25 protein-coding genes and 1 pseudogene are annotated in these 26,166 nt (G+C 37.4%); 13 read left to right on the top strand and 13 right to left on the bottom strand.

What is annotated here, in order from left to right; translation table 11 throughout:
- Positions 1-6: 6 nt before the first annotated feature.
- From D1953_RS12485 to D1953_RS12500, 4 genes are all read right to left on the bottom strand, one after another.
- The gene (locus D1953_RS12485) at positions 7-1,248 is read right to left on the bottom strand and encodes a glycosyltransferase family 2 protein (RefSeq protein ID WP_182480598.1); all 1,242 of its coding nucleotides are present in this window, start codon (positions 1,246-1,248) and stop codon (positions 7-9) included.
- 26 nt (positions 1,249-1,274) lie between these two features.
- Entirely contained in the window at positions 1,275-2,285 is a 1,011-nt protein-coding gene (locus D1953_RS12490) for a glycosyltransferase family protein (protein WP_119117527.1), read from the bottom strand.
- Between the two features lie 253 nt (positions 2,286-2,538).
- Positions 2,539-2,739, bottom strand: coding sequence for a hypothetical protein (locus D1953_RS12495; protein ID WP_119117528.1), 201 nt, complete (start codon positions 2,737-2,739; stop codon positions 2,539-2,541).
- 31 nt (positions 2,740-2,770) lie between these two features.
- Positions 2,771-3,304: a FapA family protein gene (locus D1953_RS12500; protein WP_119117529.1), complete on the bottom strand. Its 534-nt coding sequence runs from the start codon at positions 3,302-3,304 to the stop codon at positions 2,771-2,773.
- Between the two features lie 613 nt (positions 3,305-3,917).
- Here D1953_RS12500 and D1953_RS12505 point away from each other — a divergent pair.
- Complete coding sequence (locus tag D1953_RS12505) at positions 3,918-4,334, top strand: hypothetical protein (protein ID WP_119117530.1); 417 nt, start codon at positions 3,918-3,920, stop codon at positions 4,332-4,334.
- 875 nt (positions 4,335-5,209) lie between these two features.
- Positions 5,210-6,391, top strand: coding sequence for a non-hydrolyzing UDP-N-acetylglucosamine 2-epimerase (gene wecB / locus D1953_RS12510; protein WP_119117531.1), 1,182 nt, complete (start codon positions 5,210-5,212; stop codon positions 6,389-6,391).
- A 235-nt stretch (positions 6,392-6,626) separates the two neighbouring features.
- Here wecB and D1953_RS22195 read toward each other — a convergent pair.
- A pseudogene (locus D1953_RS22195) lies at positions 6,627-6,921 on the bottom strand (IS5/IS1182 family transposase); the annotation flags it as partial.
- A gap of 214 nt (positions 6,922-7,135) precedes the next feature.
- Positions 7,136-7,774, bottom strand: coding sequence for a spore coat protein (locus D1953_RS12515; RefSeq protein ID WP_119117559.1), 639 nt, complete (start codon positions 7,772-7,774; stop codon positions 7,136-7,138).
- Between the two features lie 187 nt (positions 7,775-7,961).
- On the opposite strand from D1953_RS12515, the gene D1953_RS12520 reads away from it, so the two are divergent.
- The 10 genes from D1953_RS12520 to D1953_RS12560 all read left to right on the top strand — a co-directional run bounded on the left by D1953_RS12520 (position 7,962) and on the right by D1953_RS12560 (position 17,648).
- Positions 7,962-8,486 carry a YkoP family protein gene (locus D1953_RS12520; protein WP_342769250.1) on the top strand — a complete coding sequence of 175 codons (525 nt, stop codon included), beginning with the start codon at positions 7,962-7,964 and terminating at the stop codon, positions 8,484-8,486.
- Positions 8,487-9,114: 628 nt separating this feature from the next.
- Positions 9,115-9,843: an amino acid ABC transporter ATP-binding protein gene (locus D1953_RS12525; RefSeq protein WP_119117533.1), complete on the top strand. Its 729-nt coding sequence runs from the start codon at positions 9,115-9,117 to the stop codon at positions 9,841-9,843.
- Between the two features lie 15 nt (positions 9,844-9,858).
- Positions 9,859-10,671 (top strand): transporter substrate-binding domain-containing protein, encoded by an 813-nt coding sequence (locus tag D1953_RS12530; RefSeq protein WP_119117534.1) that lies wholly within the window; start codon positions 9,859-9,861, stop codon positions 10,669-10,671.
- Positions 10,672-10,734: 63 nt separating this feature from the next.
- Positions 10,735-11,373, top strand: coding sequence for an amino acid ABC transporter permease (locus tag D1953_RS12535; RefSeq protein WP_119117535.1), 639 nt, complete (start codon positions 10,735-10,737; stop codon positions 11,371-11,373).
- Between the two features lie 14 nt (positions 11,374-11,387).
- Entirely contained in the window at positions 11,388-12,038 is a 651-nt protein-coding gene (locus D1953_RS12540) for an amino acid ABC transporter permease (RefSeq protein ID WP_119117536.1), read from the top strand.
- Between the two features lie 123 nt (positions 12,039-12,161).
- Entirely contained in the window at positions 12,162-12,296 is a 135-nt protein-coding gene (locus tag D1953_RS21965) for a hypothetical protein (protein WP_281271544.1), read from the top strand.
- A gap of 218 nt (positions 12,297-12,514) precedes the next feature.
- Positions 12,515-13,333, top strand: coding sequence for a methyl-accepting chemotaxis protein (locus tag D1953_RS12545; RefSeq protein ID WP_119117537.1), 819 nt, complete (start codon positions 12,515-12,517; stop codon positions 13,331-13,333).
- 106 nt (positions 13,334-13,439) lie between these two features.
- Entirely contained in the window at positions 13,440-14,588 is a 1,149-nt protein-coding gene (locus D1953_RS12550) for an iron-containing alcohol dehydrogenase (protein ID WP_119117538.1), read from the top strand.
- A gap of 16 nt (positions 14,589-14,604) precedes the next feature.
- A complete protein-coding gene (locus D1953_RS12555) occupies positions 14,605-16,221 on the top strand; it encodes a GAF domain-containing sensor histidine kinase (protein ID WP_119117539.1) in 1,617 nt (538 codons plus the stop codon).
- Complete coding sequence (locus tag D1953_RS12560) at positions 16,218-17,648, top strand: sigma-54-dependent transcriptional regulator (protein ID WP_119117540.1); 1,431 nt, start codon at positions 16,218-16,220, stop codon at positions 17,646-17,648. Before D1953_RS12555 ends, D1953_RS12560 begins: the two co-directional genes overlap by 4 nt.
- A gap of 62 nt (positions 17,649-17,710) precedes the next feature.
- Here the strand turns inward: D1953_RS12560 and adhP are convergent, their stop codons facing one another.
- On the bottom strand, positions 17,711-18,724 hold the full coding sequence (gene adhP / locus D1953_RS12565) for an alcohol dehydrogenase AdhP (RefSeq protein ID WP_119117560.1): 1,014 nt from the start codon (positions 18,722-18,724) through the stop codon (positions 17,711-17,713).
- Positions 18,725-19,133: 409 nt separating this feature from the next.
- The gene (locus tag D1953_RS12570) at positions 19,134-19,820 is read right to left on the bottom strand and encodes a phosphoribosylaminoimidazolesuccinocarboxamide synthase (protein ID WP_119117541.1); all 687 of its coding nucleotides are present in this window, start codon (positions 19,818-19,820) and stop codon (positions 19,134-19,136) included.
- A 216-nt stretch (positions 19,821-20,036) separates the two neighbouring features.
- Here D1953_RS12570 and D1953_RS12575 point away from each other — a divergent pair, with 216 nt between their 5' ends.
- Positions 20,037-20,300 (top strand): hypothetical protein, encoded by a 264-nt coding sequence (locus tag D1953_RS12575; RefSeq protein WP_119117542.1) that lies wholly within the window; start codon positions 20,037-20,039, stop codon positions 20,298-20,300.
- A gap of 201 nt (positions 20,301-20,501) precedes the next feature.
- On the opposite strand, the gene D1953_RS12580 is transcribed toward D1953_RS12575, so the two are convergent.
- The 5 genes from D1953_RS12580 to D1953_RS12600 all read right to left on the bottom strand — a co-directional run bounded on the left by D1953_RS12580 (position 20,502) and on the right by D1953_RS12600 (position 26,020).
- Entirely contained in the window at positions 20,502-21,500 is a 999-nt protein-coding gene (locus D1953_RS12580) for a zinc-dependent alcohol dehydrogenase (RefSeq protein WP_119117543.1), read from the bottom strand.
- Positions 21,501-21,612: 112 nt separating this feature from the next.
- On the bottom strand, positions 21,613-22,353 hold the full coding sequence (locus D1953_RS12585; RefSeq protein WP_119117544.1) for an SDR family NAD(P)-dependent oxidoreductase: 741 nt from the start codon (positions 22,351-22,353) through the stop codon (positions 21,613-21,615).
- Between the two features lie 15 nt (positions 22,354-22,368).
- A complete protein-coding gene (locus D1953_RS12590) occupies positions 22,369-22,860 on the bottom strand; it encodes a 2,4'-dihydroxyacetophenone dioxygenase family protein (protein WP_119117545.1) in 492 nt (163 codons plus the stop codon).
- A gap of 180 nt (positions 22,861-23,040) precedes the next feature.
- Entirely contained in the window at positions 23,041-24,483 is a 1,443-nt protein-coding gene (locus D1953_RS12595; protein ID WP_119117546.1) for an aldehyde dehydrogenase family protein, read from the bottom strand.
- A 193-nt stretch (positions 24,484-24,676) separates the two neighbouring features.
- Positions 24,677-26,020 carry an MFS transporter gene (locus D1953_RS12600; protein WP_245980101.1) on the bottom strand — a complete coding sequence of 448 codons (1,344 nt, stop codon included), beginning with the start codon at positions 26,018-26,020 and terminating at the stop codon, positions 24,677-24,679.
- Positions 26,021-26,166: the final 146 nt, after the last annotated feature.

A 26,166-nucleotide genomic window follows, 5' to 3' on the forward strand; every position in this document is an offset into this window, starting at 1 on the left:
CCTTCTTTATTCCCTAATGGGATGGTTAGAGTTTTTTGAAGAAAACCAAAGATTTGCCCAAGCTCTATAGTTTTGCTTATTCATTTGACTTGTGCTTTTAGATCTAATGATACGATGATAGAGCGGGGTATTAAGATAACCTGATTGATACTTTTCTAATAACCGATCACAAACTGCGATATCTTCAAATAGTTTCCCCCACTCACCCTCAAGCACTGGCCATCCATTTATGCTCCTAAGAAGATCTGTACGGTAAAAACGTGGAATTAAAGGTGTGGCGCTATAATGGGATATGTTAAATTCTGAAGAACAAAAAATTCCTTTATAAAATAAATAACCCTGACTCGTCTGCGTCCATAAATGATATTGACTTGTCATGATTGCAACTTCTTCAGGATTTTGCTCCATCGAACTCACAAACCTCTCTAACGTTTGTGGAGGAATCCAGTCATCAGCATCTAGTTCCATTAGAAAAGTACCACGCGCAATTGTAAGAGCCTCGTTTAACGCATATGCTTTTCCACGGTTCTTCTCATTGCGTATAATATGGATACGATCATCTTTAAAAAATGAAGCGACTTCGTACGTGTCATCACAAGATCCATCGTCCATTACTATAAGCTCCCAATTTTGAAATGTTTGAACCAATACTGAACGGATACACCACCCAATTCGAGTGGCTTCATTAAAGGCACAAATGACAACACTCACCGTTGGTATGGATTCCATATTTAATTGTGAAACACTTTTTCGTCCCATATTGGGTAGTAAAAGAGAAAGATCTTGTTGACTTAATTGATAAAAGGAACTATAGACTTTTTGAACACCGCTAGAGGCTATATCAGTTACTAAAAAGGAAGTTAGATTAGTATCTGTAAGTAAGAGGTCATAATTCAGATAAGCAATAGATGGGGGAAATGAGGAAATGTGCAGTAACTGTTGCAGCAGCCACGTCGTTCTCCAAATAATAGGTTTCACTTTTGAACGTAATAAATAGTCAGATAAGGATTCGCTTTCTTGGAGGTTTGGTCCAATAATAATGCTATTTTGCGTTGTGGTACCTGCTAATAATACATGTAATTTTTTATCGTTGATTACTTTCCACTTTTCTCCTTCACTACTCCATAATACCCAGGGTGAGTTGACTTGTCTTAATATAAGAATCAATCGTTTAATATATTCATATGGCATCGGTTTGGCTTCTTCTAGCACTCTATAGTCCTTTTCCATAATATTTGTCAGCAACATTTGCATACCCTCCTATCAGCTAAAAGCTATGAATTAGAAAGGAGGTTTTCGATGATGTTATGAGCCTGCATCCCTCGAATTTTCCAAGTATTTTGTCGTGCAAATTTTATTCTGGATTCTTTAAAACTATCAGGAGTATTAAAAGATAAAAGATAGGCTAGTTTATTTCCGAAATCAGCATGAGTTGTTGCAGTGGTAACATATGGTTCCATATGAATACATTCAGGAATAGCAGTAGACAGTACCCGAACTCCGGTCGCCAGGTATTCGTACGCCTTTACTGGATTCGTAGCAAGTGTAATAGGATGATATTTAAAGGGGATTATCGCTACATCAAAATGTTGGAGGTATTTTATTAATTCATCATGTGACCTTTGTCCTAAAATATGGACGTTGTTCCGATCATCATAATTCGGTACATCTCCATATGGAACACCAATTGAAACAAAATTCACATTTGGAAAACGAAGGGACAATTTTGTTATTAATTCATGATCTACCCAATAAGCCCAAGCACCAATATAGCCTACAATAGGACCACTCGGTAAATCTAACGGTTTTTCGAATTTATCTGGCGTGAAGAAAGCCTCATCCGCCCCATTAGGAATAAGGGAAACGCTTTTTTCCGGATAAGCTAACGAGATTCTTTCCATAATAGTTCTTGCCGTACAAACAACGTGATCAGCTACTTGAATCATACTATGCTCATACTGTGCCCATTGCGGAAACTCATCACAGCAATCATATACGACCTTGTCTGGCTGAAATATTTGGATACGTGTTCGAAGTTTAGACCAAGTAGTCCATACAACAACTTTTTGTGTTCTTCTTAATTCTTTTAGCTTAGTGTTGATAAAACGTTGGCAATCGGAAAATAAAAATACATTTTTAGCTACCTCTATATATTCATGATCTAATGGAGTAAGATTTTCAAAAAATACAGTATGTCCAAGTTTCCCTAATTCAATCATTAACTGCTGGGGCCGTTGTTTCATATAGGTCCAATCAAGAGTTTTAGGATAAATAATAATTGCCATTTGTACAACTCCTTCTATAGAAAATATATGAGCAATTTATCCATTATATATATGTCGGAAAATATTTCCATGAACATCTACTAAATGAACAAGATCTATTTTTTTATTAGCAGAAGGATACACTGCAAGTACACAATTTAGTTTAATTATTAAAATAAGATTATCATTTGCTTAAAATGGATGATTTATCACCATGTACCCTTCTTTATCATTTGGCCATTTAGCTTGATAAGTTTCTCAAATTACGATTCAATTAGACAAGAACTCTTACAGCAATTATAGAAGATATCGGAATATTTAAAGTATTACCAGGGCCATAAGTGGTTGGATTTTCCTGAATAACAACGAAAGCTGATGTCACACTTTGCAATGTTCCTTCGAAAACTGCATTTGGAACGAGTACTTCAACAGTTCTCCCTGTAAAGCTAGCAAGCATTTCTTGAAATGTCACCATTACTTCCTCCTCTCAAGTTATACTTTGTCCTTTATTGAACAGCAGTAATTTGTGTAAATGGAATGATTACGATATTTCCAGTAGCTTCGCGTATTTGAACTGCATCAGGACCTACCAAAATAACAACGCCTGTAAATGTACCACCTTGGGTTGAAATAGTTACTGTGGATCCCATTCTGTTTTCAAAGAAACTTTGCATTGCTGGATTCGGTATGATTCCAGTTTGTAATTGCTCTTGTAATTGATTTACTTGTGTTTGTAATTGAGTAATCTGTGACTGTAATTGAGCATCTTGTGATTCTAATTGATTCACTTGTGTTTGTAATTGAGTAATCTGTGTTTGTAATTGAGCATTTTGTGATTCTAATACAGTAGTCCGTGATTGTAATTGAGCAACTTCTCCTTGTAATTGGTTTAATTGCTGTCTTAACTGTCGAATTTGTTCAGCATCTCCGCCAGGGATTGAGCTGATTTGATTTGAAATTTCTTCCAAAACCTCCAACTGATCTTTCTCTATAGATTTAATCTTTTTGAGATACTTTAGTATTTCGTTCTCTTTTCCCACTTTTTTCACTCCTTTTTAAAGTCTCTAACAAGCTATGCAAACGGAACAAGTTTGGTGTATATAAAGATATACACTAACGACATTTCCATATTCATCCTATAAAAACACTCATATACTAGACCTCATAGAAATGCTTCATGAATACCTTCCATGTTTCTATGTAATTTGACGGTGCTTTTTTATCTAACTCATCATCGTTGAATATTTGGAAACTTCCAGTTCCCTTAATAATCAAAGCCCCATAATCACCTTCAGATAATCCTATACCATCTCCCTAAGCGCCCTCTCATTCTCCGTATTTTCAACAATATAAATATCTTCATTCGAATTTATTTAAACAAAGATAAAAAGAGCATTCCATCAATCCTTTTAGGTTGATACGGCATATAAGGAGTGCTTTAGTTAAAGAAGAAAAAAGGGCTTCTGCAGCAAATCTTTGTTCATATGTGCGTTAAAAAAACATGTTTGCTTTAAGGTGTTAATGCCATACATTTCCTAGACTAACTTTCTTGAAAATGTACGAATTTCCTCTATATGTTTGTCCCTATCAAAATGAATGCTTTGGCATTTACTATAGTGTTCAACAGATTTCTTATCGAAGGGGGGCGACTATATGCCGCATAAATCTACTGGGGTGTTCAGGGTACCTGTTTCAGAAAATAATATTGTTCCGACTGCTCTTAACATCATGTTAAACAATGATTCACCCAATAATGTTAGAAATCTAATAGTAATTGTAAAAAGAAGTCCAAATACTTTTCACCCTGCTGTAAGTACTTTAGCTGAAATCTCACGTACCAATGTAACTTTAGCACCAAACCAAACAACTAAGGTTGTTGTGTTTACACCAGCTTTCCAAATTGAAAATTTTCTAAATGTTATCATTATGGGGAACGAAGATGATGTTAAAGATACGCTTGTGTATTCCTTCTTAGCTGACTCAGCAGGACATAATCTTCCATCTACTGTTTTCAGAAATGACGAATTTACCTTTAATAATGAAGATGATGATGATGAAAGCAACGATTAACGTTTGAAAAGAAGTTTTAGGAGACCGTTTCTTATTTTTGAGAGGCGGTCTTTTTTGGTACAAGCTGTCAAACGAGCAACTCTTCAACCACTCATTAAAAATTAGGAAATGTATATGTTAATATTTTAACTACCATTTATTTTACTGTTTCTATGTCCCTACTCATCCGTAATGAGGATTCTTTTGTTTTCCTTCTTGATACAGATAGGTAAGGGTTTGAAGTTATCACTCCTTTTTACACCATACATAAAACTTTCGAATCATGCAGCGTTCCAACTAACCCAATTCGTTCAATTCTATGTATATTCTAGATGGATTGCTTTCCCCCTAAATCAAATTGCTTGATTATGACATTGTGTTCAAAATTCATTAAGTTTTACCATTTTCTTCTCAGATAAATTTAGAACTTTTAATAGTGACTTTATCTTGTCATTGTCTTTCATGTGTACCAGCCTGTGTACTGATTCGTGAAGTATAATTAGATTTGAAAATGAATCATCTTTTGAAATATGGTACGGACTATTTATCCAGTTAATCTAGTTTCAATCAAAGATACACATCCAGACAACTCTAGATTACTAACATAGAATGATAGTAATTAGTGAACAATATAACATGTACGTGAAAACTGTTCGTCAACAGATATCTTTTACCGTAGTTCTACGATAAATATTTATAAAAAATAGGGTCTTTACCAAAACATGTACTTGATGAAATTAACATATGTATTATTCTTAGAAAATTCCTTTGTCTATAACAAATTGGACTACATGTGCTAAGTTGTTTTTTATGTCAAGAACAGACTTTGGTGTTGAGCCAAAAAACTAACGATATTTTTATTAATCCAAAATAATGTAAATAAGATGGAGGAAATTATGTGTAATCAATTTCAAAAGAAAAAAATATTAACTATTTTTGGAACAAGGCCAGAAGCTATTAAAATGGCTCCATTAATTAATGAGTTAAAAAAATACGAGGAGATTGAATCATTTGTGTGTGTTACAGCTCAACATCGCCAAATGCTTGATCAAGTATTAGATGTCTTTAAAATCCAACCAGATTTTGATCTTAATATCATGAAAGATTGTCAAAGTTTAATGGATGTGACGACACTTTCACTTAATGGTTTAGATAAAGTGATAAAAAAGGTTAAACCAGATATGATCCTAGTTCATGGAGATACAACTACAACTTTTGCAGCAAGTTTAGCTGCTCTATATAATCAAGTAGCAATTGGTCACGTTGAAGCTGGTCTTAGAACAAATAATAAATACTCCCCCTACCCTGAGGAAATGAACCGACAACTTACCGGTATAATGGCTGAGCTTCATTTCGCCCCAACCGAAGTTGCTGCTAACAATCTTCGAAAAGAAAATAAAATAGCGGAGACAATCTTTATCACTGGTAATACAGTAATCGATGCTCAAAAGACAACCATTTTTAAGGATTATCACCATCCACTCCTCGATGAATTAGCAGGATCCCGTCTTGTTTTACTTACTGCTCATCGACGTGAAAATCTAGGAGATACGATGCACAGCATGTTTAAAGCAATTCGTAAGTTGGTAGAAAAACATAAAGATATTGCTGTTGTGTACCCAGTTCATTTAAACCCTTCAGTTAGAAAAGCGGCCCAAGACATTCTAGGAAACCACCCCCAAATTCGATTAATTGAACCTTTAAATGCCGTTGATTTCCATAATTTTATGGCTCGTTCTTATTTAATCCTGACAGATTCAGGCGGGATTCAGGAAGAAGCCCCTTCACTAGGCATCCCTGTTTTAGTGCTACGTGACACAACAGAGCGTCCAGAAGGGCTTAGCGCCGGTACTTTGAAATTAGCGGGAACTAACGAACAGACCATCTATCAATTAGCTGACGAATTACTAACGGATGATGCTGCCTATTCTAAGATGTCTAATGCAAAAAACCCTTTTGGGGATGGAGAGGCTTCGCGCCGAATAGCTGAGGCCATTCTATACTACTTTAACCTTCGAGAAGAGAGACCCGAACAATTTAGGGCAACCAAAGAGAATGAGACAAAGAAAAAATACTAGATTCGGCCCCTACTATGGAGTTTAATTGTTAATAAATTACACATTATTAGTATTCGCTATTTTCTCTACATTCGCCCTGCCAAAATTACCATCACAATAAAAAATAAGCACTCACTTCAATGCCCCTACATGCCCGAAAAAGGCTACTGAAAAACTAACGCTTTTAATTTCTTAAAACGAGAAGATGACTTTTCACTCAGCGTTGAATGAAAAGTCACCTTCTCCATGTACCTCTTTACTTGATTTCTTTCATTAGAATCATAATTGTTTAAGATTGACGGTAAATATGGCTATCGCTCCTTGCAAATTTATACCAACTAAATTGAGGAAGGTGCAATATCATTACCTATTCCTATATTTTAACTCATTATTCTGACTTCAATTTTATACCATGCTTTCCTGAAAACTTATTGTTTTTTATCTTCTGTTGATTTGATGGCTATTGAATAAGTTTTAGATTTAACACCTTCTGTATAACAGCTTTCTCTAAAATGATGTCATCGCTTACATTTCTCTATGTCAAAGTAGTATTTAATTATTTTTAGGTACTAGAAATAATTAATCGCTATAACAGGACTAGAATTCCGAAAATTTTTATTGAAAATCATTAAAAATATCACCTATTACCCGTAGAAAATAGCGTTGCCTTCCTCGAGTAAACTGAGGAAGGCAACGCTTATTCAAAACTACCTACACTTTTCCAATAACTTCCGTGTGAGCTATTAGTGCTTGTAAAATATTTTGTTATTGCATCATTTTATTATTAGGCATTTGCGGCATGCCTTGAGCAGTTTCAAACGCATTTAGAAGCTGCTGCATATCTTGCTGTGCAAGCTGCGGTACTTGATAGTAATGATGTTTATTTTGATAAATCGAAAGTTCATAAGCCATTTCGATACAATTTGGAACAGTAGCAGCTATCACTCTGCGCACAACTGGATTTGTTACTTCACAAGCTGCCATCGTCTTCATGGAAGCCATGGACTTCACAGCACTAAGCATTAATCCAGACACACATTCATCCGTAATTTCTGATACAGACTGCATCGGCTTTTTCGGTTGAGTTGGTGTTAAGCCATAGATAAAATCATTATCCTGTGTCATGTTATAGCTTTCTGTTCGCTTAGAAGGATCTTGACCTGTTTTAAAACATTCTACAAGAAGATTATACTCATCTTGAATAAATTGATATTGACGATCCAAGATGCTCATTAATTCTTGGTCTTTTACATATTGGCGCAGTATCATATATTGGCTTAGAGTACCAAGTGATCCCGTTAACACCTCATGTACATCGAATACCTCGTGACCACCGTGATTCATTTGCTGTGGTACAGCTCCTGTGTGCATATTTTGGTGCATTTGTCCTTGTTGGTTTTGCATCATTGTATATTCCTCCTCTGTATTGTTAAAAACATAACGGTTTTATTATGTAACAAGAAAACGGAGATATTCTTAGATGAACCTTCCAACTTTAAATCCCTCTAATTCCCGAAATATTTATCCACTGAACAATGAATACTAAAAACAACAAAGCAAGAAAGGTTCTGTAGAAATGAGAAATTATCTATTGAATATTTGGAATTTAGTTGACCCAATTTATTATCGTCTTTCCCATTTGAATTACCTTCCAGAGAAAAGTGTTTTACGTGTCAAACTTACACGTTATAAAGGAAGAAGTGTAATTTTATCGGATGGAACCGTAATTAACAAAAATGATTTTTTAATTAAAATCCATTTACACAACGCTGTTTTATTAAAAGAATTAAAACAAATCAAAAGCGATTTAAGAAGAGGCCGATTTGTTTTTCAAGCTGTCAAAGAATCATTGCCAAGTCTAGTTTTGTTTATTCAACAGCATCCTCAAGTAAAACAAATCAAAGGAATTATCGGAATCACTACATTGAATAAAGGAGCCAACCATCTTGGCTTTGAAGTGATTCCTATTACAAACTTTTTTTATAAATGGTTTAAATGGGCAAGTTTCTTACCCATCAGCCTCTTATCAGGAACAAACTCTTATAAGCATCCTGCTCCTCCAAGTTATTTATTTATGTCTAAGGATGGTTTAACCAGTAGATATAAGGGAGATTGAACATTACAGTTCGGAATTTTCTTAAATCATAAATACCCCAACCCATTTATTACCTATAAAGGAGATGAAACAATTATGGCCCGATACAAGAGTACGAAGCTTTTTATTTCATTAAAGATGCTAACCCATTTTTCAATACCTTAGATAGCTATCACATTCGGAATCAAGGCTTGGCGGTCGATAACACACAGTACTTTTTTATGATAGTGTACGCTAAATTAGCTAAAGTAAAGCACAACATCTATCCGTAAAGGTCTTACTCTTCGTGAATCTACAATAAACATTCAGCCAAAACCCCACTTCTTAATAAAACCTTTATCCACCTAACCGAATCATGATAATTCACCTATTAATCTACCTTTATTATGTTTCTAGAAAAAAAATCTATTTTCAATATCATTTCTTAAGTATCCTTTTTAAGGTTATATGTACATATTTATCCTTTTTAAGTATTTAATTACAAATTATTATACTAATATGTTATAATTTAACAAGGATACTTCTAGAAGTTACCTGAACCAAAAGACCTACATGTTATAAATCAACTGTTTTCTCAATGAAACTATCATAGTTGATTTAAAACGTGCATTACATATATGTTGTTTAGGTCAAGAGAGGATGGATACATATGATTGTTTTTGATGAAGTCAATAAGTTTTATGGTGACTTTCATGTTTTAAAAGATATTAATCTCACCATTAACAAAGGTGAGGTAGTCGTCGTCATTGGCCCCTCTGGATCGGGGAAAAGCACGATGCTTCGATGTATCAATCGCTTAGAAACGATTTCAGATGGATCATTGACCGTTAACGGTATATCTGTAGGAGATAAAAAAACAGATATTAATAAACTACGCCGAAATATTGGGATGGTCTTTCAACACTTTCATTTATACCCTCATAAAACCGTACTTCAAAATATCATGCTTGCTCCAATGAAAGTCCTTGGCCAATCAGAAGCCGAAGCTAAAAAAATCGCTCAAAAATATTTAGAAAAAGTAGGAATTGCCAACAAAGCGAACTCCTATCCCTCTCAACTTTCCGGTGGTCAACAACAACGAGTAGCCATCGCGAGAGGATTAGCTATGAATCCAGAAATTATGCTATTTGATGAACCAACCTCAGCCTTAGATCCAGAAATGATCGGCGAGGTTCTTGATGTTATGAAGGCACTTGCACATGAAGGAATGACAATGGTCGTTGTCACACACGAAATGGGCTTTGCTCGTGAAGTGGCTGACCGCATCGTCTTCATGGATGAAGGCCGCATTTTAGAAGAGGCAATACCGGCTGAGTTTTATGCAAACCCTCGCGAAGAGAGAGCTCGCCTATTTCTTAGCCGTATTTTAAATCATTAAATAGGGGGAAATGGTATGAAGAAAAAATGGTTACAAGGGTTGCTGCTTTCCATACTAGCAGTCATTTTACTAGCTGGTTGCGGAAAAGAGACATCCACAGAAACAGAAAAAAGCGAGAACGAAACAAAAGACGTGCTTGCTCAAATTAAAGAAAAAGACAAAATTGTGTTTGGTGTAAAAAATGATACACGCCTATTTGGATTAAAAAACCCTAGCACAGGCGAAGTGGAAGGTTTTGATATTGATATCGCTAAAGCACTTGCTGGCGAAATCTTAGGTGATGAAACAAAAGTTGAGTTCAAAGAAGTAACGTCCAAAACGAGAATGCCGCTTTTAAATAACGGTGATATCGATGTCATTGTAGCAACGATGACGATTACAGAAGAGCGTAAAAAAGAAGTTGATTTCACAGATGTTTATTTTGATGCAGGACAATCCCTGCTTGTTAAAAAAGGCAGCAGCATCAAAAGAATTGATGATTTAAAAGGAAAAACAGTAATCGCAGTTAAAGGTTCTACTTCTGCCGTTAATATTCGTGAAAAAGCACCTGATGCAAAAGTTCTTGAATTCGAAAACTATGCAGAAGCTTTTAATGCTTTAAAAGCTGGCCAAGGTGATGCTTTAACAACAGATGATTCCATTCTTTATGGTATGGCTGACGAAGATCCATCGTATGAATTAGTCGGTGGAACTTTCACAGAAGAACCATACGGTATCGCTGTTAAAAAAGGCAATACTGCACTTGTAGAGGAGCTAAACAAAGCACTTAAAGCAATTAAAGATTCAGGTAAATATGACGAAATCTATGCAAAGTGGATCAAAAAATAATATAGGTTTGATTATCAGGATGAGCATAATGCTCATCCTGATTAATTAGAGGAGTGAATAGCCGTGCTTGATTTTTCCATACTGACAGACCATCTAGACATGTATTTGGAAGGGTTTAAAATTACCATCACGGCAAGTTTGATTGCATTGGTTGCAAGTTTAGTAATTGGTATTTTAATAGCCGTGATACGGATTGTACCATTTAAGCCTTTAAATGCATTAGGAGCGGCTTATGTCGAATTTATTCGTAATATTCCACTTCTAATCATTGTCTTTTTCTTTTTTCTTGGCTTACGTTTAGATGGTTTAATGGCAGGTACGATTGCCTTATCCATTTATACGTCTTCTTTCATTGCCGAGGCGATTCGAGCAGGTATTTTATCCGTGCCAAAGGGGCAAATGGAAGCCGCTCGATCTTCAGGTCTCAGCTATGTCCAAACGATGCGTTTGATTATTTTACCTCAAGCGTTCAAAATCGTTATACCTCCACTTGGAAACCAGTTTATTAATCTTGTCAAAAACTCTTCTATTCTATCAGTCGTTGCGGGTCTTGATCTGATGTACCAAGGGGACTTAATTTCTTCCAGAACATTTGTTGTATTTGATGTATACATATTCGTAGCAATCTTTTACTTACTACTTACCATTCCTCTAAGTCTTGGCGTCGGGTATCTAGAAAAACGCCTAGCTAAGAGTAATTGAGGGGAGGTACTATTATGGATTTTATTAATGCATACTCACCAGACCATCTTACCTTCCTATTAGAAGGATTTTGGGTAACACTTAAAGTCGCGTTCATCTCTATCATTTTAAGCTTCATTATCGGTGGAATTTTCGGTATTCTACGTTATGCAAAAATACCTGTTATTTCGCAAATAGCGGCTGTTATCGTAGAAACAATAAGAAACTTACCTCTACTATTGATTATTTTCTTTACGTACTTTGCATTACCTGAGATTGGTCTCAAACTAGAGATTGTTCCTGCTGCAATTGTTGCCTTAACTGTATTTGAATCGGCGATGATTTCTGAGATAATTCGGAGCGGATTGAATTCAATTGAAAAAGGACAAATGGAGGCTGCTCGTTCATCAGGCTTAAGCTATGTGCAAGCTTTACGATATGTCATTTTGCCACAAGCCTTACGTCGAATGGTTCCTCCTATGGTCAGTCAATTTATTTCTTTATTAAAGGATACTTCACTGGCAGTTGTCATTTCCTTACCAGAACTCATGCACCACGGTCAAATTATCTATGCACAAAATATTAACTATTTCGTCCCAATTCTACTGCTCGTGGCCATTATGTATTTTGTTGTGAACTACACACTGTCTATCCTCGCTCGACGATTAGAATTAAAACAAGGTTAAAAGAAAACGAGGCGTGCTGATCACGCCTCGTTTTCTTTTTGCCCTTCCCCTACTTCAGTGGTCGATAAACCAATATAATGGTAAAATTCACACAAAATATATTATCACTCAAGGAGGATTGCTTTGAACTTTATGGGGTGGATCATTGTTGGCTGCGAAATTGCATTTTGGATTGTCATTATTCTGGGATTAGCTATTGACTTTATTATTTGTTGCAGCTATTTTATTTGGCCAAGGAAGGAAAAAAGTGTGAACTAAAGGAACCTACTATGCTGAATTAAGATTAGACTGCATTTGATTACTAGAATACAAGTCATATAATAAGAAAAAACACCCGAAACACTCCCGCCCCTCTTCCAAATAAGCGTGATTATCCTATTCGCCTATGTCATAATGAACATATAATGGAAGAATAATAGTTCAATATATTATCGAAAGTATATATACCGGAACAAAATAAGGAGTGTGTATGAAGGTTGGAAACGAAACTACAACAATTATTAGATAATGCAGAGATTATTCAAGCCTCCTATCCAGAAGATGCTTGTCTTGTTTTAATTGATACAGAAAAAGTATTATCTTACTTACCAGGAACAAGCATCGATTTAAAAATTCAAGTAGGAGCACCTATCAGTACTCTGCAAGGAACCGTGACACTACAAGCACTTCAGTCTGGTCGATTTGAGCAAGAGGAAAAAGACTCTCACAGGTTTGGAGTTCCCTATATTTCAACTGCTTCTCCTATTAAAGAAAACGGGAAAGTAATCGGCGTTCTCTCTTCCGTCGTTTCTAACAGAAGAATCGATATGTTGCGATCTGAAGCCGAAGAACTTACAGCTATTAGCCAAGAGATGGCAGCAACAACCGAGCATATGGCATCTGTTTCTAACATCATTGCAAAAGATTTGCAAGAACTGGCAGATGAATCTACCCTTTTAAAAAATGAAATTCGAACGATTGAACATGTTTTATCAAAAATTAAAGACACAGCTATTAGATCTCGGATTTTAGGGTTAAATGCCTCGATTGAAGCAGCTCGATCTGGTGAACACGGACGAGGCTTTATGGTCGTAGCGAATGAAATTAAAAAAATGGCAGATAGCAGCAAAGAGGCAGTTGAAGGTTTTGAACCACAGTTAAAAGAAATGGTGAAAAACATAGAAAAAGCCATCAAAACCATTCAGCAGATCTCTGCACACTCAGAAGAACAGTCGGTCATCGTCGAAGAGTTTCATCAATCATTTGACCATATTGTACATACCGCTTCAGAATTAAGTAAGAATGCCAATTTATAATACATGTGATATATAAAAAAATTTCGTCGAACAAACGAGACTTTTCCCTTATAATGTAAAATAATAAGAGATAGAAAGCCCATTACCTTAGGAGAGGATGTTGACAATGTCTCTTAATACATTTGTGATTCCAGAAATTATTTTCGGAAAGGGCTCCATTGAGCAGGTTGGAGATGCCTGCTCCCGCTTAGGTGCTAAAAACGTCTTTATTGTCAGTGATGCTGGAGTAGCTACGGCAGGATGGCTTAATATTGTCATGCAATCATGCAAACGTGCAGGGCTCGCTTTCTCCATCTATATTGATTCGACAACAAATCCGAAAGACCGAGAAATCACAGCTGGCTGCCGCTCTTTTCTTCAAAATGAGTGCGACGCTATTATCGGTGTCGGCGGAGGCAGTGCGCTCGATGCAGCCAAAGCCATCGCCATCTTAGCGACTAATGGAGGAGACATTTGTGACTATGAAGGGATCGATAAAATCCACTCTCCCCTGCCTCCTATGGTAATGGTAATGACAACTGCAGGGTCTGGCTCAGAGGTATCACAATTTTCCGTTATCGTGGACTCTTTTCATCAAAAGAAAATGACCATTATTTCGAAATCGCTTGTCCCTGATATCGCCATTGTTGATCCAAACACATTAACAACGAAAGATGCTGAACTAACCGCAGCAACGGGCATGGATGTGTTAACACATGCGATTGAATCTTATGTGTCAATTGCCGCTACACCGCTTACTGATGTTCAGGCCAAAAATGCTTTATCACTTGTTTCACGCTATTTACGACCATCTGTTGCTTCCAAAAATAATAAAGAAGCAAAAGAGGCAATGGCTATGGCAAGCCTACAGGCTGGACTGGCCTTTTCTAATGCAATTTTAGGAGCAACCCATGCCATCTCCCATGCCATTGGCGGGAAATATTTATTACCTCATGGAGAAATTAACACAATTCTGCTTCCTCATGTGATGGAGTTCAATCGAATTGCTTCCCCACAACGCTTTAGTGAATTAGCAGAAATAATGGGCATTGACACACGCACGCTAACAGAACAGCAAGCAGGTAATGCTGCGATTCAATTCGTCAGAGACTTATCCAATGATATTGGAACCCCAACATGTTTAGGTGATGTCGGGATTACGGAAGAAATGATTGGAACAATTGGCATATCAGCTCTAGAGGATCCCTGTATGATTACGAATCCGCGTGATATGTCCCTTGATCAAATAAAAAGTTTACTCGTCAAAGCCTTATAATCATGAGGTGAAGAATATGAATAAAGACCAATTAATCGATTTACTCACCGGTGTAAAATCTTCAAAAAAAACGTACTATACGGAACTAAAGAAAACAATTGATCAATTAAAACAGAAAAATATGCAGCTTGAAATCCTGAATGATTTAACTAAAAATATTCACATTGATATGAGCATTGAGGAAATCTTACGCAATGTGATGAGTAAGCTAAAGCAGCTTATCACTTTTGATGATTGTCATTTATTTATCTTGCATGAGGAAGAGCCTTCTTTGCTCCACATTCATCCCGAGGAACATTGTGATCTCGAATCGGAGTTTAATACCCATATGCAGCAGCTTTCTCTTTATACGTCTGCCCTTCATGGCAAACAATTAATTCATCTTCAAGTCGATCACTTACCTGCTCTCTATTCTGAGAAAAAACGGCTGCTTGCTTTAAGCATTGAAACCCTTTTATTAGTCCCTTTATACAGCAAAAATGAAGGGATTGGTGTTTTAACATTCGGCAGGAAAAACCAGAAGGAATGGAAACCTGAAGAATTAGACTTTCTTGAGCAGCTTTCTAATCAATTAGCCATGACGCTTGAAAATGCAGCTCTTTATAAAGAAGTGCTTCGCGCAAAACAAGAATGGGAAGACACCTTTAAGGCAGTGGAAGACATGATTGTTGTATTCGACCGTCAAATTGCCCTATACAAGTGCAATGATTCGGCGAAAAGCTTTTCCGCTCTTGAAGCTGTCATAGATCAGGCAAAACCACTCATCCAAGATACATTCTCTTCCCAAAAGCCAAAATTTCAAGAAATTCTGCTTCCAAACGACATCATTTTGGAAATGAATACGTACCCTATTCAAAATAAGGAACAACAAGTATACGGTGTCATTGCCTACTTTAAAAATGTAACCGTAAAACGGCAGATTCAAGCCCAACTGCTTCATGCCGGCAAGCTCGGCGCCATTGGTGAAATGGCTGCTGGTGTCGCTCACGAATTAAACAGCCCGTTAACAGCCATTCTTGGAAACTCACAACTTTTGCTAAGAAATACCCCTCCTGAACATCAGGATTACCCTTTACTAACGGATATTAAAAACTGCGGGGACCGCTGCAAACAAATTGTGAAAAGCCTTCTTACCTTTTCAAGACAGGATGAATACAAATTTCAGCATTACTCAGTGAACGAAGCTATTCATCAAGTTCTTAATCTATTAAAGTTTCAGCTTGAAAAAAATGCGATTTCGATTCGTCTTTCTTTACAAAAAGATCTACCGCCTATAGTTGGTAGTCAGCCGCATATTGAACAAATTATTATCAATTTACTGTTAAATGCTAAATATGCCTTAGATGTTTCTACATCAACAGAAAAACAGCTCGATATTCAATCCTATCTTGATTCCAACTCTATTATTATCGCCGTTACAGATAACGGAATTGGGATTGAGGCAGAGCGTTTACCACTTATTTTTCACCCTTTTCATACAACAAAGGAACGCGATAAAGGCACCGGACTTGGGTTATCAGTCAGTCTTGGAATCGCCAATGATCACGGCGGCACGATTGAAGTTGAAAGTGTAGACGGTCACGGAAGCACATTTCGCTTAAAACTCCCTTTACTAAATGAGGTGATTACATGATTAATCTGCTTATTGCGGATGATGAAAAGGAAGTTGGCACTTTCTTATCCCGTCTGTTTACTTTAAAAGGCTATCATGTTCAGGTTGTTAACAGCGGTCAACAATTTTATGAACTCGACTTCCATAATCATCATTTCCATGTGGCCATGATTGATTTAAAGCTGCCAGACTGTGACGGACTTTCCCTTTTGCGGCACTTAAAAACGCTGCAACCTCGCTGCAAGGCACTCATTATGACTGGCTATAGTACAATCAAAACCGCTGTAGAAGCGATGAAGCTTGGTGCAAGTGACTATATGGAAAAGCCTTTTGATGATATCTCTGTCCTCGAAGCACAAGTGGAAAATCTATTAAACCATTGTACTGCTCAACATCAGCAAGTCGTACATAAACTCGCTCATGATTCAGGACTCATTATGGGAGAACGCACCTCCATGTCAGCACTTCTTGAAACAGCATACAAAGTGGCTCAAAAATCTGTAAACGTATTGATTGAAGGAGAAACAGGTACTGGTAAAGAGGTCCTCTCCCGATTCATTCATCTAGCTAGCCCACGAAGCCATGAGCCCTTTATTGCCCTTAATTGCGGGGCCATTTCTGAATCTCTCTTAGAAAGTGAATTATTTGGACATGAAAAAGGGGCATTTACTGGAGCAACTCAGCAAAGAAAAGGGTTCTTTGAAATTGCCGGAAATGGGACGCTTTTTCTCGATGAAATTGCCGATGCGAGCCCAGCTATTCAAGTAAAGCTGCTTAGAGTACTAGAAACTAGAGAATTTATGCGTGTTGGCAGCAGTCAAATACTACACACTAACGCCCGATTAGTGGCTGCCTCTAATGAAAATTTGCAGCAGGCAGTGATGAAAGGAAAATTTCGCGAAGATTTATACTATCGTCTGAACGTCGTGAAGCTCGATATCCCAGCCCTGCGCCACAGGAAAGCCGATATTCCGCTGCTCATTGAACATCTAACTGAACGAAATGGACAGGCTAACAGGACATTTTCAGACTGTGCAATTGAAAAACTGCAACGCTATGATTGGCCCGGCAATATCCGTGAGCTGTCCAATGTAATAACAAGAACACTCACATTGACTGACTCTGAACAGACAATAATAGCAGAAGATATCGTGCTGCCGAACAATCACGTACTCCAACCAAATATAGAGACAAAAGCTGTCCAAACGATAATAAATGATCCCCTTACTGAATGGAGAAAAAGGCTTGTTGAAGACTTTCAGCAAAAAAAGGAAATGGATCTCACTGACCTGCTATCAGAAATAAAAAAGCTAGAATCTATTGTTAGCAAGGAAATTGTCCTGCAAGCTCTCCAACAAACATACGGCAACCGCAATGAAGCAGCTAAACGACTTCATATCTCGATGCGAAAGCTGCGGTATATTTTAAATGAAAAGAATCATTCATAGATATTTGCTCCGTAAGAAAAGAAGCTAGCAATCCTTTAAGCTAGCTTCTTTTCTATCAATCTCTATTCCATTGTTAATACAACACGGCCATTAATTTCGCCTTTATCTAAACGTTCGAACACTTCATTAATGTTATCAAGCGGTTTTGTTTCAATATTTGTACGTACCTTGCCTTCTGCTGCAAATTGAATCGCTTCCTGAAGGTCTTTTCTTGTCCCAACAATTGAACCTTTCACCGTTACTCCATTTAACACGGTATCAAAGATTGGAATTGGCAATTCGGCATTCGGAAGGCCAACAGCTACCAATGTTCCCCCACGCTTCACGGATTTATATGCTTGTTCAAACGCTTTTTTCGTAACAGCAACAGAAATAGCTGCCTGAACGCCGCCCACTTTATTTTGAATATCTTCAATTGGATCTGTTTTTAGGCCATTGATTGTTAAATCCGCTCCTAATTCTTTCGCAAGATCCAGCTTGTCATCTTGAATATCGACTGCAACAACGTTAAAGCCCATTGCTTTTGCATATTGAAGAGCTACGTGACCTAGTCCGCCAATCCCATAAATCGCTACCCAATCACCTGGCTTTGCTTCTGATACTTTCAATGCTTTATACGTCGTCACCCCTGCGCAGAAGATTGGAGAAATCTCCGCAAAATCAAGACCTTCTGGGATTTTCACAACGTATTGTGCTGGAGCTTTACAGTACTCAGCATATGCTCCATCTATTGAATAGCCTGCATTCAATTGTTTAGGGCAAAGCGTTTCGCGTCCTGTTAAGCAATATTCACATTCCCCACATGCCGAATACAACCACGGAATCCCAACGCGATCACCAACTTTTAAGGACGTCACGCCTTCTGCTACTTTTTCAATAATACCCACGCCCTCATGACCTGGAATAAGTGGCAACTTCGGTTTAACTGGCCAGTCTCCATGTGCCGCATGAAGGTCAGTATGACATACACCACACGCTTTAATCTTCACTAGAATTTCTCCATATTCTAATTCAGGAACAGGGACATTTTTAATTTCAAGCTTTTGATTAAATTCATTAACTACTGCCGCTTTCATTGTTTTAACCTCTTGACCTGCCTTTACTTTTACCGTGCTTCCTTGATTTGCTGCGCTCATGCTTCATTTCCTCCCTTTTCTAGCGGCGTCTTTCTAAAAATGACGCCCTTTTTTAACTTCACTTACTATATAATGCAAGTCGCATGCCAACATAAAGCGCTTACAAAATCAAGGTTTTCACATATTAAGCGGCCGAAAAAACGGCTATTTCTAACATAAATCCGGCTCATTTTAGACGGTATAAGGAATGACAGGTTAATTGGCATGATTTCTCTTGTATTTGGCGCGATTCTCTAACAAACCCGCATGATTTTCCTTATATTTGGCATGATTTCTAAAAAAGTAATCTGTTTCAAAGTAAAAAAACCCTAAATCAAGAACAATCATGTCCTCGATTTAGGGTCATTTCTTACGCTTCTAACATTAATTTTTCTAATTGAAGCGGTTCGATATATTCACCGTTTTTATACGCACGCATATTTCCACCTGAAATTTCATCGATTAACACGATTTCTTTCCCTTCGCCCACTCGACCAAATTCAAATTTAATATCGTATAGTTCAATATCTTTTTTCGCTAGTTCTGCTTTGACAACATTACCAATTTGCTGAGTCAAATCTTTTAACACTGCATATTCAGCTTTTGTTAAAATACCTAGCATATCTAGTGCATCCTCACTGATTGGCGGATCTTGACGATCATCATCTTTCAATGTTACTTCTACGAATGCATCTAATGCTTGGCCTTCTTCCGCATACAATCCGTAACGACGCAAGAAGCTGCCAACAGCACGGTAACGACAGATAACTTCTAACCCTTTACCGAATACAGTAGCGGGTCTAACCGTCATGGTTGCTTCATCAATGTTTGCATCTATGTAATGAGTAGGAATTCCTTGTTCCTTCAATACTTCAAAAAAGTGCTTTGTTAAACTAAGTCCAGCGCGACCCGCTCCTTCTAAAGTTAAACCGACCGTGTTAGCACCTGGATCAAATACACCATTCTCACCTGTTACATCGTCTTTAAACTTTAATAAATAATTACCGTCCTCAAGTTCAAATACGTTTTTCGTTTTACCTGTGTAAATAAGTTTCATCGTATAATTCCTCTCTGCATGAACTAGAATAACTTTCGCCCCTAAGTATATCATTTTTTTGAAAAATCAATTAATAGCAAATAAGTATTGGACGACGTACCTTTTTTGTAATCCCTCTCTTTTTTATCAGTCTTATTTCATTCACGCTCTAATCTGCAAATTCCTTGAAACCTATCAAGTTATTAATCGTAGATAGCTATAAGTAAAGGTGACAACTTGAAAATTGCATTATGGATCATATTAGGGAGTGTCGTTTGCATCGGCCTGGCGGTAGGAATTGGAATATACATGTTTCAAAAGGACTTAAAAAAGACGAAGCCTGAATATATTGTACAATTTATAAAGGAGAATGCTGGGAAAGAAAACGTTTCAGTGTCTATCAATTATAATAATGAAGATTGGATCAAAATGAAGCCTCATTCCAAATTGCAATTGGATATTTTCGGATATAAGCTAGCGATGTGTATTTTTAGTTTTTGAACAGCTAAACTTCGATCTCCGGCGATATGATTTTCCGTAATAATACAAGCTTTATGTCTAACTCTTGACTGATTTTTTCTACCTTTAAATCTGAAAAACCTTTTTTTAGTTAAACCACCCGTTAGTATGTCCAAGTTTGATAGATTACTTACCACCGGTTTAATTTTTTTACAAATGGTCATCCTACTTTTAACCAATTCCCTAATTATATAGTACAGCTTTTAAAATTTTTTGATTTACACTGTCTTCAAACGCCCGTTCCGCTTCCACTAAAGGAAAAAATGAAATAATGTCCCTTAATTGATCTTTATATTCAATTAATAGTTTACTAGCATCATCATAATCTACAGGATCACACCCATAACTTGTTATTAAAGGCCATTCATTGCGAACCAAGTCCGTTAAAAACAACATAGTTTCTTGCTCATAAAGAGCTACTACAACAGTTTTTCCTCCTTTCTTTAAGTGGTTAAAACTTGTTTTTAGAGCTACAGGTGACCCGGAACACTCAAATATGTAATCTACAGGAACTTCCAATCTTTGCTTATCAGCGATTAGAGCAGTCATACCAAAGTTACTAGCTTTTGATAGCCTATATTCATAATCCTTTTCTAATCCTGAAAGAACGACATTTGCTTTTTTATGAGCACATATTAAACCAACAAAGAATCCTATAATACCAGGACCTTGTACTAGAATATTATCTTCAGCATCTATATTTGTAACTTTTTTAACAGCATGAACCGCGATTGACATAGGCTCTATAAGTGCTGCGATATCTATCGGTAACTCACGATCGATTTCTTTAATAAAATTGACATTCGTTTTCACAAACTGAGTCATACCACCGTCAAAATGAAGACCAATGACTTGATTGTTAAAGCATATAGAATATTTTCCCCGTTCACAGTTTTCACATTCATTGCAATAGTGCATAGACTCAATTATCACATTTTTATTAATCAAGTGTCTGTTCTCTTCATCAAACACTTCTATAACTTTACCGGAAATTTCATGACCGAGAGTAGTATTTACTTTTACAAACTCGTACCCCCTAGAATGACTAAAAGCATGAAGATCACTTCCACAAACTCCGCAATAAGCAACCTCAACAAGTATTTCACCGGCATGTAAAACAGGCCTGCCTCTTTCTTGCAACTTTATTTTTTGCGGTAAACTTGATTTCACGACAGCTTTCATGATATCACTTCCTTTTTTGATTTAGACTATGTTAAAGCGTGCGAAATGGCCATTTCGCACGCTTTAGTCAAAAATGATAACAATCAATCTAGTTCTTTAATAGAGCTTTGGTTTATGATGCAGTCCAACCGCCATCCACATATATAGTCTGTCCTGTAATGTAGTCAGAAGCAGAAGAAGCAAGCAAAACAGCCACTCCATTTAAATCTTCAGGTTTTCCTGTTCTTCCCGTTGGTATTCTTGAAAGAATCCTGTCAGTCCATTCTTTATTTTGGAATAAAGGAGCTGTCAACTCTGTATGGAAATACCCCGGAGCGATGGCATTCACTTGAATATATGGAGCCCATTCTATAGCCATCGCTTTAGTTAATTGATTAATACCACCCTTAGATGCACAATACGGTCCCATGTTTGGCAATCCTATATGACTGCTTAATGAAGCCAAGTTAATAATCTTTCCACTTTTTCTTTCTAACATTTGTTTTGCTACTATTTTCGAAGTGAAGAATACGCCCTTTAAGTTAACATCTATTACATTATCCCACTCTTGTTCACTTATATCGATAATTGGGTGACGGGCATTGATTCCGGCAGAATTGACTAATATATCGATAGCAGAATATTTATTGACTACTTCTTCTATATTTTCGATCACTGAGATATCAAGGTATTCATACATTGCATCCAACTTCTCTTCTGAGAATTCTTCAATGATAGAGGCCGCTTTTTGCTCGTCTTCCATACCGGTAATAATCACTTTCGCTCCCCTACGGCCAAGAACCTGCGCTATACTTTTTCCTAAAGCACCTGTACCTCCAATAATCAAAGCTGTTTTACCAGATAAGTTAAACATTCAAAATGCTCCTTATTAGTACATTAAATTTTTAATAGGTATATTGTTTTGTTCGCAATAATCATGATATCTCTTCAATCGATAGAACATATCATCATTTAAGGTCACATTGCCATGCTCATCAAAATATTGAAGCACTCCACTCAGACTAAACATTGTAATCATATCCTCTTCACCATCAACAACAAGTGTATGAATATCCCCCGGCGGCTCGAATACAACTGTTCCCGCTTTAGCAACCCAATCTCTCTCCAGGTATCTCCATCTGCCTTGAACGGTGTATGCAAAAACTGGACCACCTGTATGACGATGACGTGTATTTCCTTTGTTTGCCTTGAATTTGGAGATATGGACCCAGTTCCCAGTGTTTAAGTCAAACCGAACCGGTTTAAAAAATACTGCATCAGACCCCTCAAAGGTTGGTACCCACGGAATTTCATTCACATCTACTGCTTGATCCGGCAGTGTAAATTTCTCAGTAAATTGATTTAAGTCTAACTTTAACATTTTGTTTCCTCCTATTTTTTAAGTAAGTATTTTATATAATCTTTAAGTCTGTTCAATTAGCATTTTGAGTGCCCAAAATCAATGTAATATCAGCCAGACACCAATATGATTGGTACTTATTGATTTACCTTTTTTGAAAATATCCTAGTTTCATAGTTCTTAGTATAGAAACCTAACCGATTAATGCTGATCTAGGTAAATCACCTTCACCTGTGTGTAAAACTCAATGGCCGTTTTTCCTTGCTCACGCGGTCCATCACTGGAATTCTTCACACCGCCAAACGACACTTGTGGCTCGGCCCCCGATGTTTCTGAATTTACATGTACCATGCCCGCCTCTATCTGATCGATAAATTGCTGGGCGAGGCTAAGATTATTTGTACAAATCGATGCACTTAGCCCAAATTCCGTATCATTCGCCAGCTGAAGAGCTTCTTGATAATTCTTCGCTTTTAGCAGAGCAATTACAGGACCGAAAATTTCTTCTCGGGCGATCCGCGCTTCCTGAGACGAAAGCTCAAATATGGTCGGTTGAACATAAAACCCTTCCTGAAGCCCTGGATCTGCCGGTATTCCTCCTCCGTAAATAAGCGTCGCTTCCTTTTTTCCTTCCTCTATCATAGCCAACACCTTTTCACGCTGTGATTCGGAGACACATGGCCCCATAAAAGTATCTTCCTCTAAGGGGTTTCCTATCTTGAGTGATTGAGTCCGCTCGACCAATCGAGTAAGAAACTCCTCATAGATCCCTTCTTCCACTATTACACGACTGGTAGCTGTGCATTTTTGCCCAGTTGACATAAATGCACCTTTTACAGCAAGTTCTACCGCCCTGTTAATATCTGCATCTGCCAATACCACTAAAGGGTTTTTTCCACCCATCTCCAACTGTACTTTTTTGCCTCTGGAGATTGCTTGTTCTTGAATCATTCTGCCTACTTGATTGGAGCCGGTAAACGAGATGGCTTTAATATCAGAGTTTTCTACAAGCTCGGCCCCGATGACAGAACCAGGGCCAAATACACAATTGACGACTCCGGGCGGAATCCCAGCCTCATGAAAGGCATTCATTATATGATAAACCGACTTAGGTGTTAAATCCGCGGGCTTGATAACAACGGTATTCCCATAAATTAAGGCAGGTGCCATCTTCCATACCGGAATAGCAATAGGAAAATTCCAAGAGGTAATTAAGCCGACTGGGCCTAACGGAATTCGTTTAGTATATACCATGGTCTCCTCATTGACAGAAGGAATTACACTGCCGACTGGCTGCATCGCTTCCCCTGCGAAATATTCTAGAATACTAATGGCACGCCGTGTTTCTCCGATCCCTTCCGCTAATGTTTTTCCTTCTTCTAATGTCAAATCCCGGCCTACTTCCTCAGCCTTCTCTTTTAAAACTTCTGCTGCTTTTTGTAAATAGAATGCCCGCTTCTGATAAGATAACTTTTTCCAAGCAGGGAAAGCTTCCTTTGCAGCGGCAATGGCTTTTTGTACGTCTTCTACTGTACTTGCTGGAAACTCATCTATTACTTCTCCATTGTGGGAACTGAGGTTTTTATTATACGAATCTGAACTTGGCTCCTGCCATTGGCCATCGATATAGTTTAAGTAACGCATGTTTTACCCTCTCCATTTCATTACCTTTCTAGTTTTCTACTAATCTTTTTTGACAACTAGAAATCCATTCTCAAAATGTTATATGAAACCAATTAGATGCTTCGACATCTGCCAACCGTAATAACATCCTAATTACACAACGTAATTACCATGCATATAGTGCTCTCACGCAATAAAATATACTCCTTTTGGATTAAGCGGTAACATTTTCCGTACTGTTATCGACTCCCTCTTGAAGATTTTGTCCCGAACCATCCTTCAATTTTGCAACAGCAAGAAGAGAGATAGCGCAGCAAGCCATAATATAGATACCAATTGGTATGGCACTGCCATATTGATGTAATAGATAAAGCGAAATAATAGGCGCAACGCCCCCTCCAATAATGGAAGCTAATTGGTAAGCGATTGATGCCCCGCTATATCGAAGATGAATAGGGAAATTTTCCGCAATCAAGGCAGCTTGCGGACCATATACTATCCCCGGTCCAATACCTGAAATGGCAATAGCCAAGATAACTAAAGCCGTTAAACCTGTATTGAAAAGATAAAAATAAGGAATGGCAAACAGAATAGACATCATGCATCCGATTAGGTACATTTTCTTCCGGCCTACCTTATCTGATAAATGGGCAGAAAGCGGAACAAAAACAAGATAAGCAATTGAAACAAGCATGACGGCATTTGTGAGAAACTGTTTGTCCAGATTCACATGATCTACTCCATAGGAAATAATAAAAGTTGTAAAAATATAAAAAGGTACTTGGTCAGACAAACGAGAAAGCGCTGCCAAAATAATCTCTTTTGGGTGTCGCTTAATTACTTCTAAAACAGGCTGTTTAGCAACGCGATTTTCTTTCTTCATCTTAGTAAATTGTGGTGATTCTTCAATACCAAGACGAATGTAGAGAGCAACAATTACAAGTAAAATGCTTATTAGAAAAGGAATTCTCCATCCCCATGTTACAAAGTTATCCCCTGTAAGAAAGATGCAAAGAGAAACAACTGCAGAGGACACTAAAAGACCAATTGGAACACCTATTTGAGTCATACTTCCCATTAATCCACGACGCTTCTTAGAGCTCCATTCTATGGCAAGGACAACGGATCCGCCCCATTCGCCCCCAACACCGATTCCTTGAATAAATCTCAATAAGACCAATAAGACAGATGCAAAAACTCCCATACTTTCGTATGTAGGCAACAGTCCTATAATCGTAGTACTAACGCCCATCAGTAACAGAGTAATGACGAGAGTTGCTTTTCGTCCAATCTTGTCTCCATAATTACCAAAGATCATAGCCCCAATAGGTCGGGCAAGAAACCCGACAAAAAGAGTTGTAAATGCTTGCAATGTACCAATATAAGAGCTAGACTCTGGGAAAAATAGCTGTGGAAAAACTAACGCTGCCATCGTTCCGTAAAGAAAAAAGTCATACCATTCAATAGACGTTCCTACAACACTTGCAATTGCTGCTTTTTTAACTTGTTTTTTACGATTAGATTCACTAATATGATTCTCTTTCTCTTGATAATTCAACTTTATTTACACCTCCAAAGAAATAACGTACTTACCAATCTTGTAACGCTACTGCATTCTTCCTCTGATGAAGGACAAGATTAGAAGAAAAAGCTAAAAGTGATGTTTCATATACAAAAGTAACGAACATACTTGTAGTTTCACCA

Origin of the sequence: Peribacillus asahii (assembly GCF_003570725.1) — a bacterium.
Classification (GTDB): domain Bacteria; phylum Bacillota; class Bacilli; order Bacillales; family DSM-1321; genus Peribacillus; species Peribacillus asahii.

Excerpts from the sequence above, each read along its gene's own strand:
- D1953_RS12485 (WP_182480598.1), bottom strand. The coding sequence starts at position 1,248 with ATGTTGCTGACAAATATTATGGAAAAGGACTATAGAGTGCTAGAAGAA.
- D1953_RS12490 (WP_119117527.1), bottom strand. The coding sequence starts at position 2,285 with ATGGCAATTATTATTTATCCTAAAACTCTTGATTGGACCTATATGAAA.
- D1953_RS12495 (WP_119117528.1), bottom strand. The coding sequence starts at position 2,739 with ATGGTGACATTTCAAGAAATGCTTGCTAGCTTTACAGGGAGAACTGTT.
- D1953_RS12505 (WP_119117530.1), top strand. The coding sequence starts at position 3,918 with ATGCCGCATAAATCTACTGGGGTGTTCAGGGTACCTGTTTCAGAAAAT.
- wecB (WP_119117531.1), top strand. The coding sequence starts at position 5,210 with ATGTGTAATCAATTTCAAAAGAAAAAAATATTAACTATTTTTGGAACA.
- D1953_RS12515 (WP_119117559.1), bottom strand. The coding sequence starts at position 7,774 with ATGCAAAACCAACAAGGACAAATGCACCAAAATATGCACACAGGAGCT.
- D1953_RS12525 (WP_119117533.1), top strand. The coding sequence starts at position 9,115 with ATGATTGTTTTTGATGAAGTCAATAAGTTTTATGGTGACTTTCATGTT.
- D1953_RS12530 (WP_119117534.1), top strand. The coding sequence starts at position 9,859 with ATGAAGAAAAAATGGTTACAAGGGTTGCTGCTTTCCATACTAGCAGTC.
- D1953_RS12540 (WP_119117536.1), top strand. The coding sequence starts at position 11,388 with ATGGATTTTATTAATGCATACTCACCAGACCATCTTACCTTCCTATTA.
- D1953_RS12550 (WP_119117538.1), top strand. The coding sequence starts at position 13,440 with ATGTCTCTTAATACATTTGTGATTCCAGAAATTATTTTCGGAAAGGGC.
- D1953_RS12555 (WP_119117539.1), top strand. The coding sequence starts at position 14,605 with ATGAATAAAGACCAATTAATCGATTTACTCACCGGTGTAAAATCTTCA.
- D1953_RS12560 (WP_119117540.1), top strand. The coding sequence starts at position 16,218 with ATGATTAATCTGCTTATTGCGGATGATGAAAAGGAAGTTGGCACTTTC.
- adhP (WP_119117560.1), bottom strand. The coding sequence starts at position 18,724 with ATGAAAGCGGCAGTAGTTAATGAATTTAATCAAAAGCTTGAAATTAAA.
- D1953_RS12570 (WP_119117541.1), bottom strand. The coding sequence starts at position 19,820 with ATGAAACTTATTTACACAGGTAAAACGAAAAACGTATTTGAACTTGAG.
- D1953_RS12580 (WP_119117543.1), bottom strand. The coding sequence starts at position 21,500 with ATGAAAGCTGTCGTGAAATCAAGTTTACCGCAAAAAATAAAGTTGCAA.
- D1953_RS12585 (WP_119117544.1), bottom strand. The coding sequence starts at position 22,353 with ATGTTTAACTTATCTGGTAAAACAGCTTTGATTATTGGAGGTACAGGT.
- D1953_RS12590 (WP_119117545.1), bottom strand. The coding sequence starts at position 22,860 with ATGTTAAAGTTAGACTTAAATCAATTTACTGAGAAATTTACACTGCCG.
- D1953_RS12595 (WP_119117546.1), bottom strand. The coding sequence starts at position 24,483 with ATGCGTTACTTAAACTATATCGATGGCCAATGGCAGGAGCCAAGTTCA.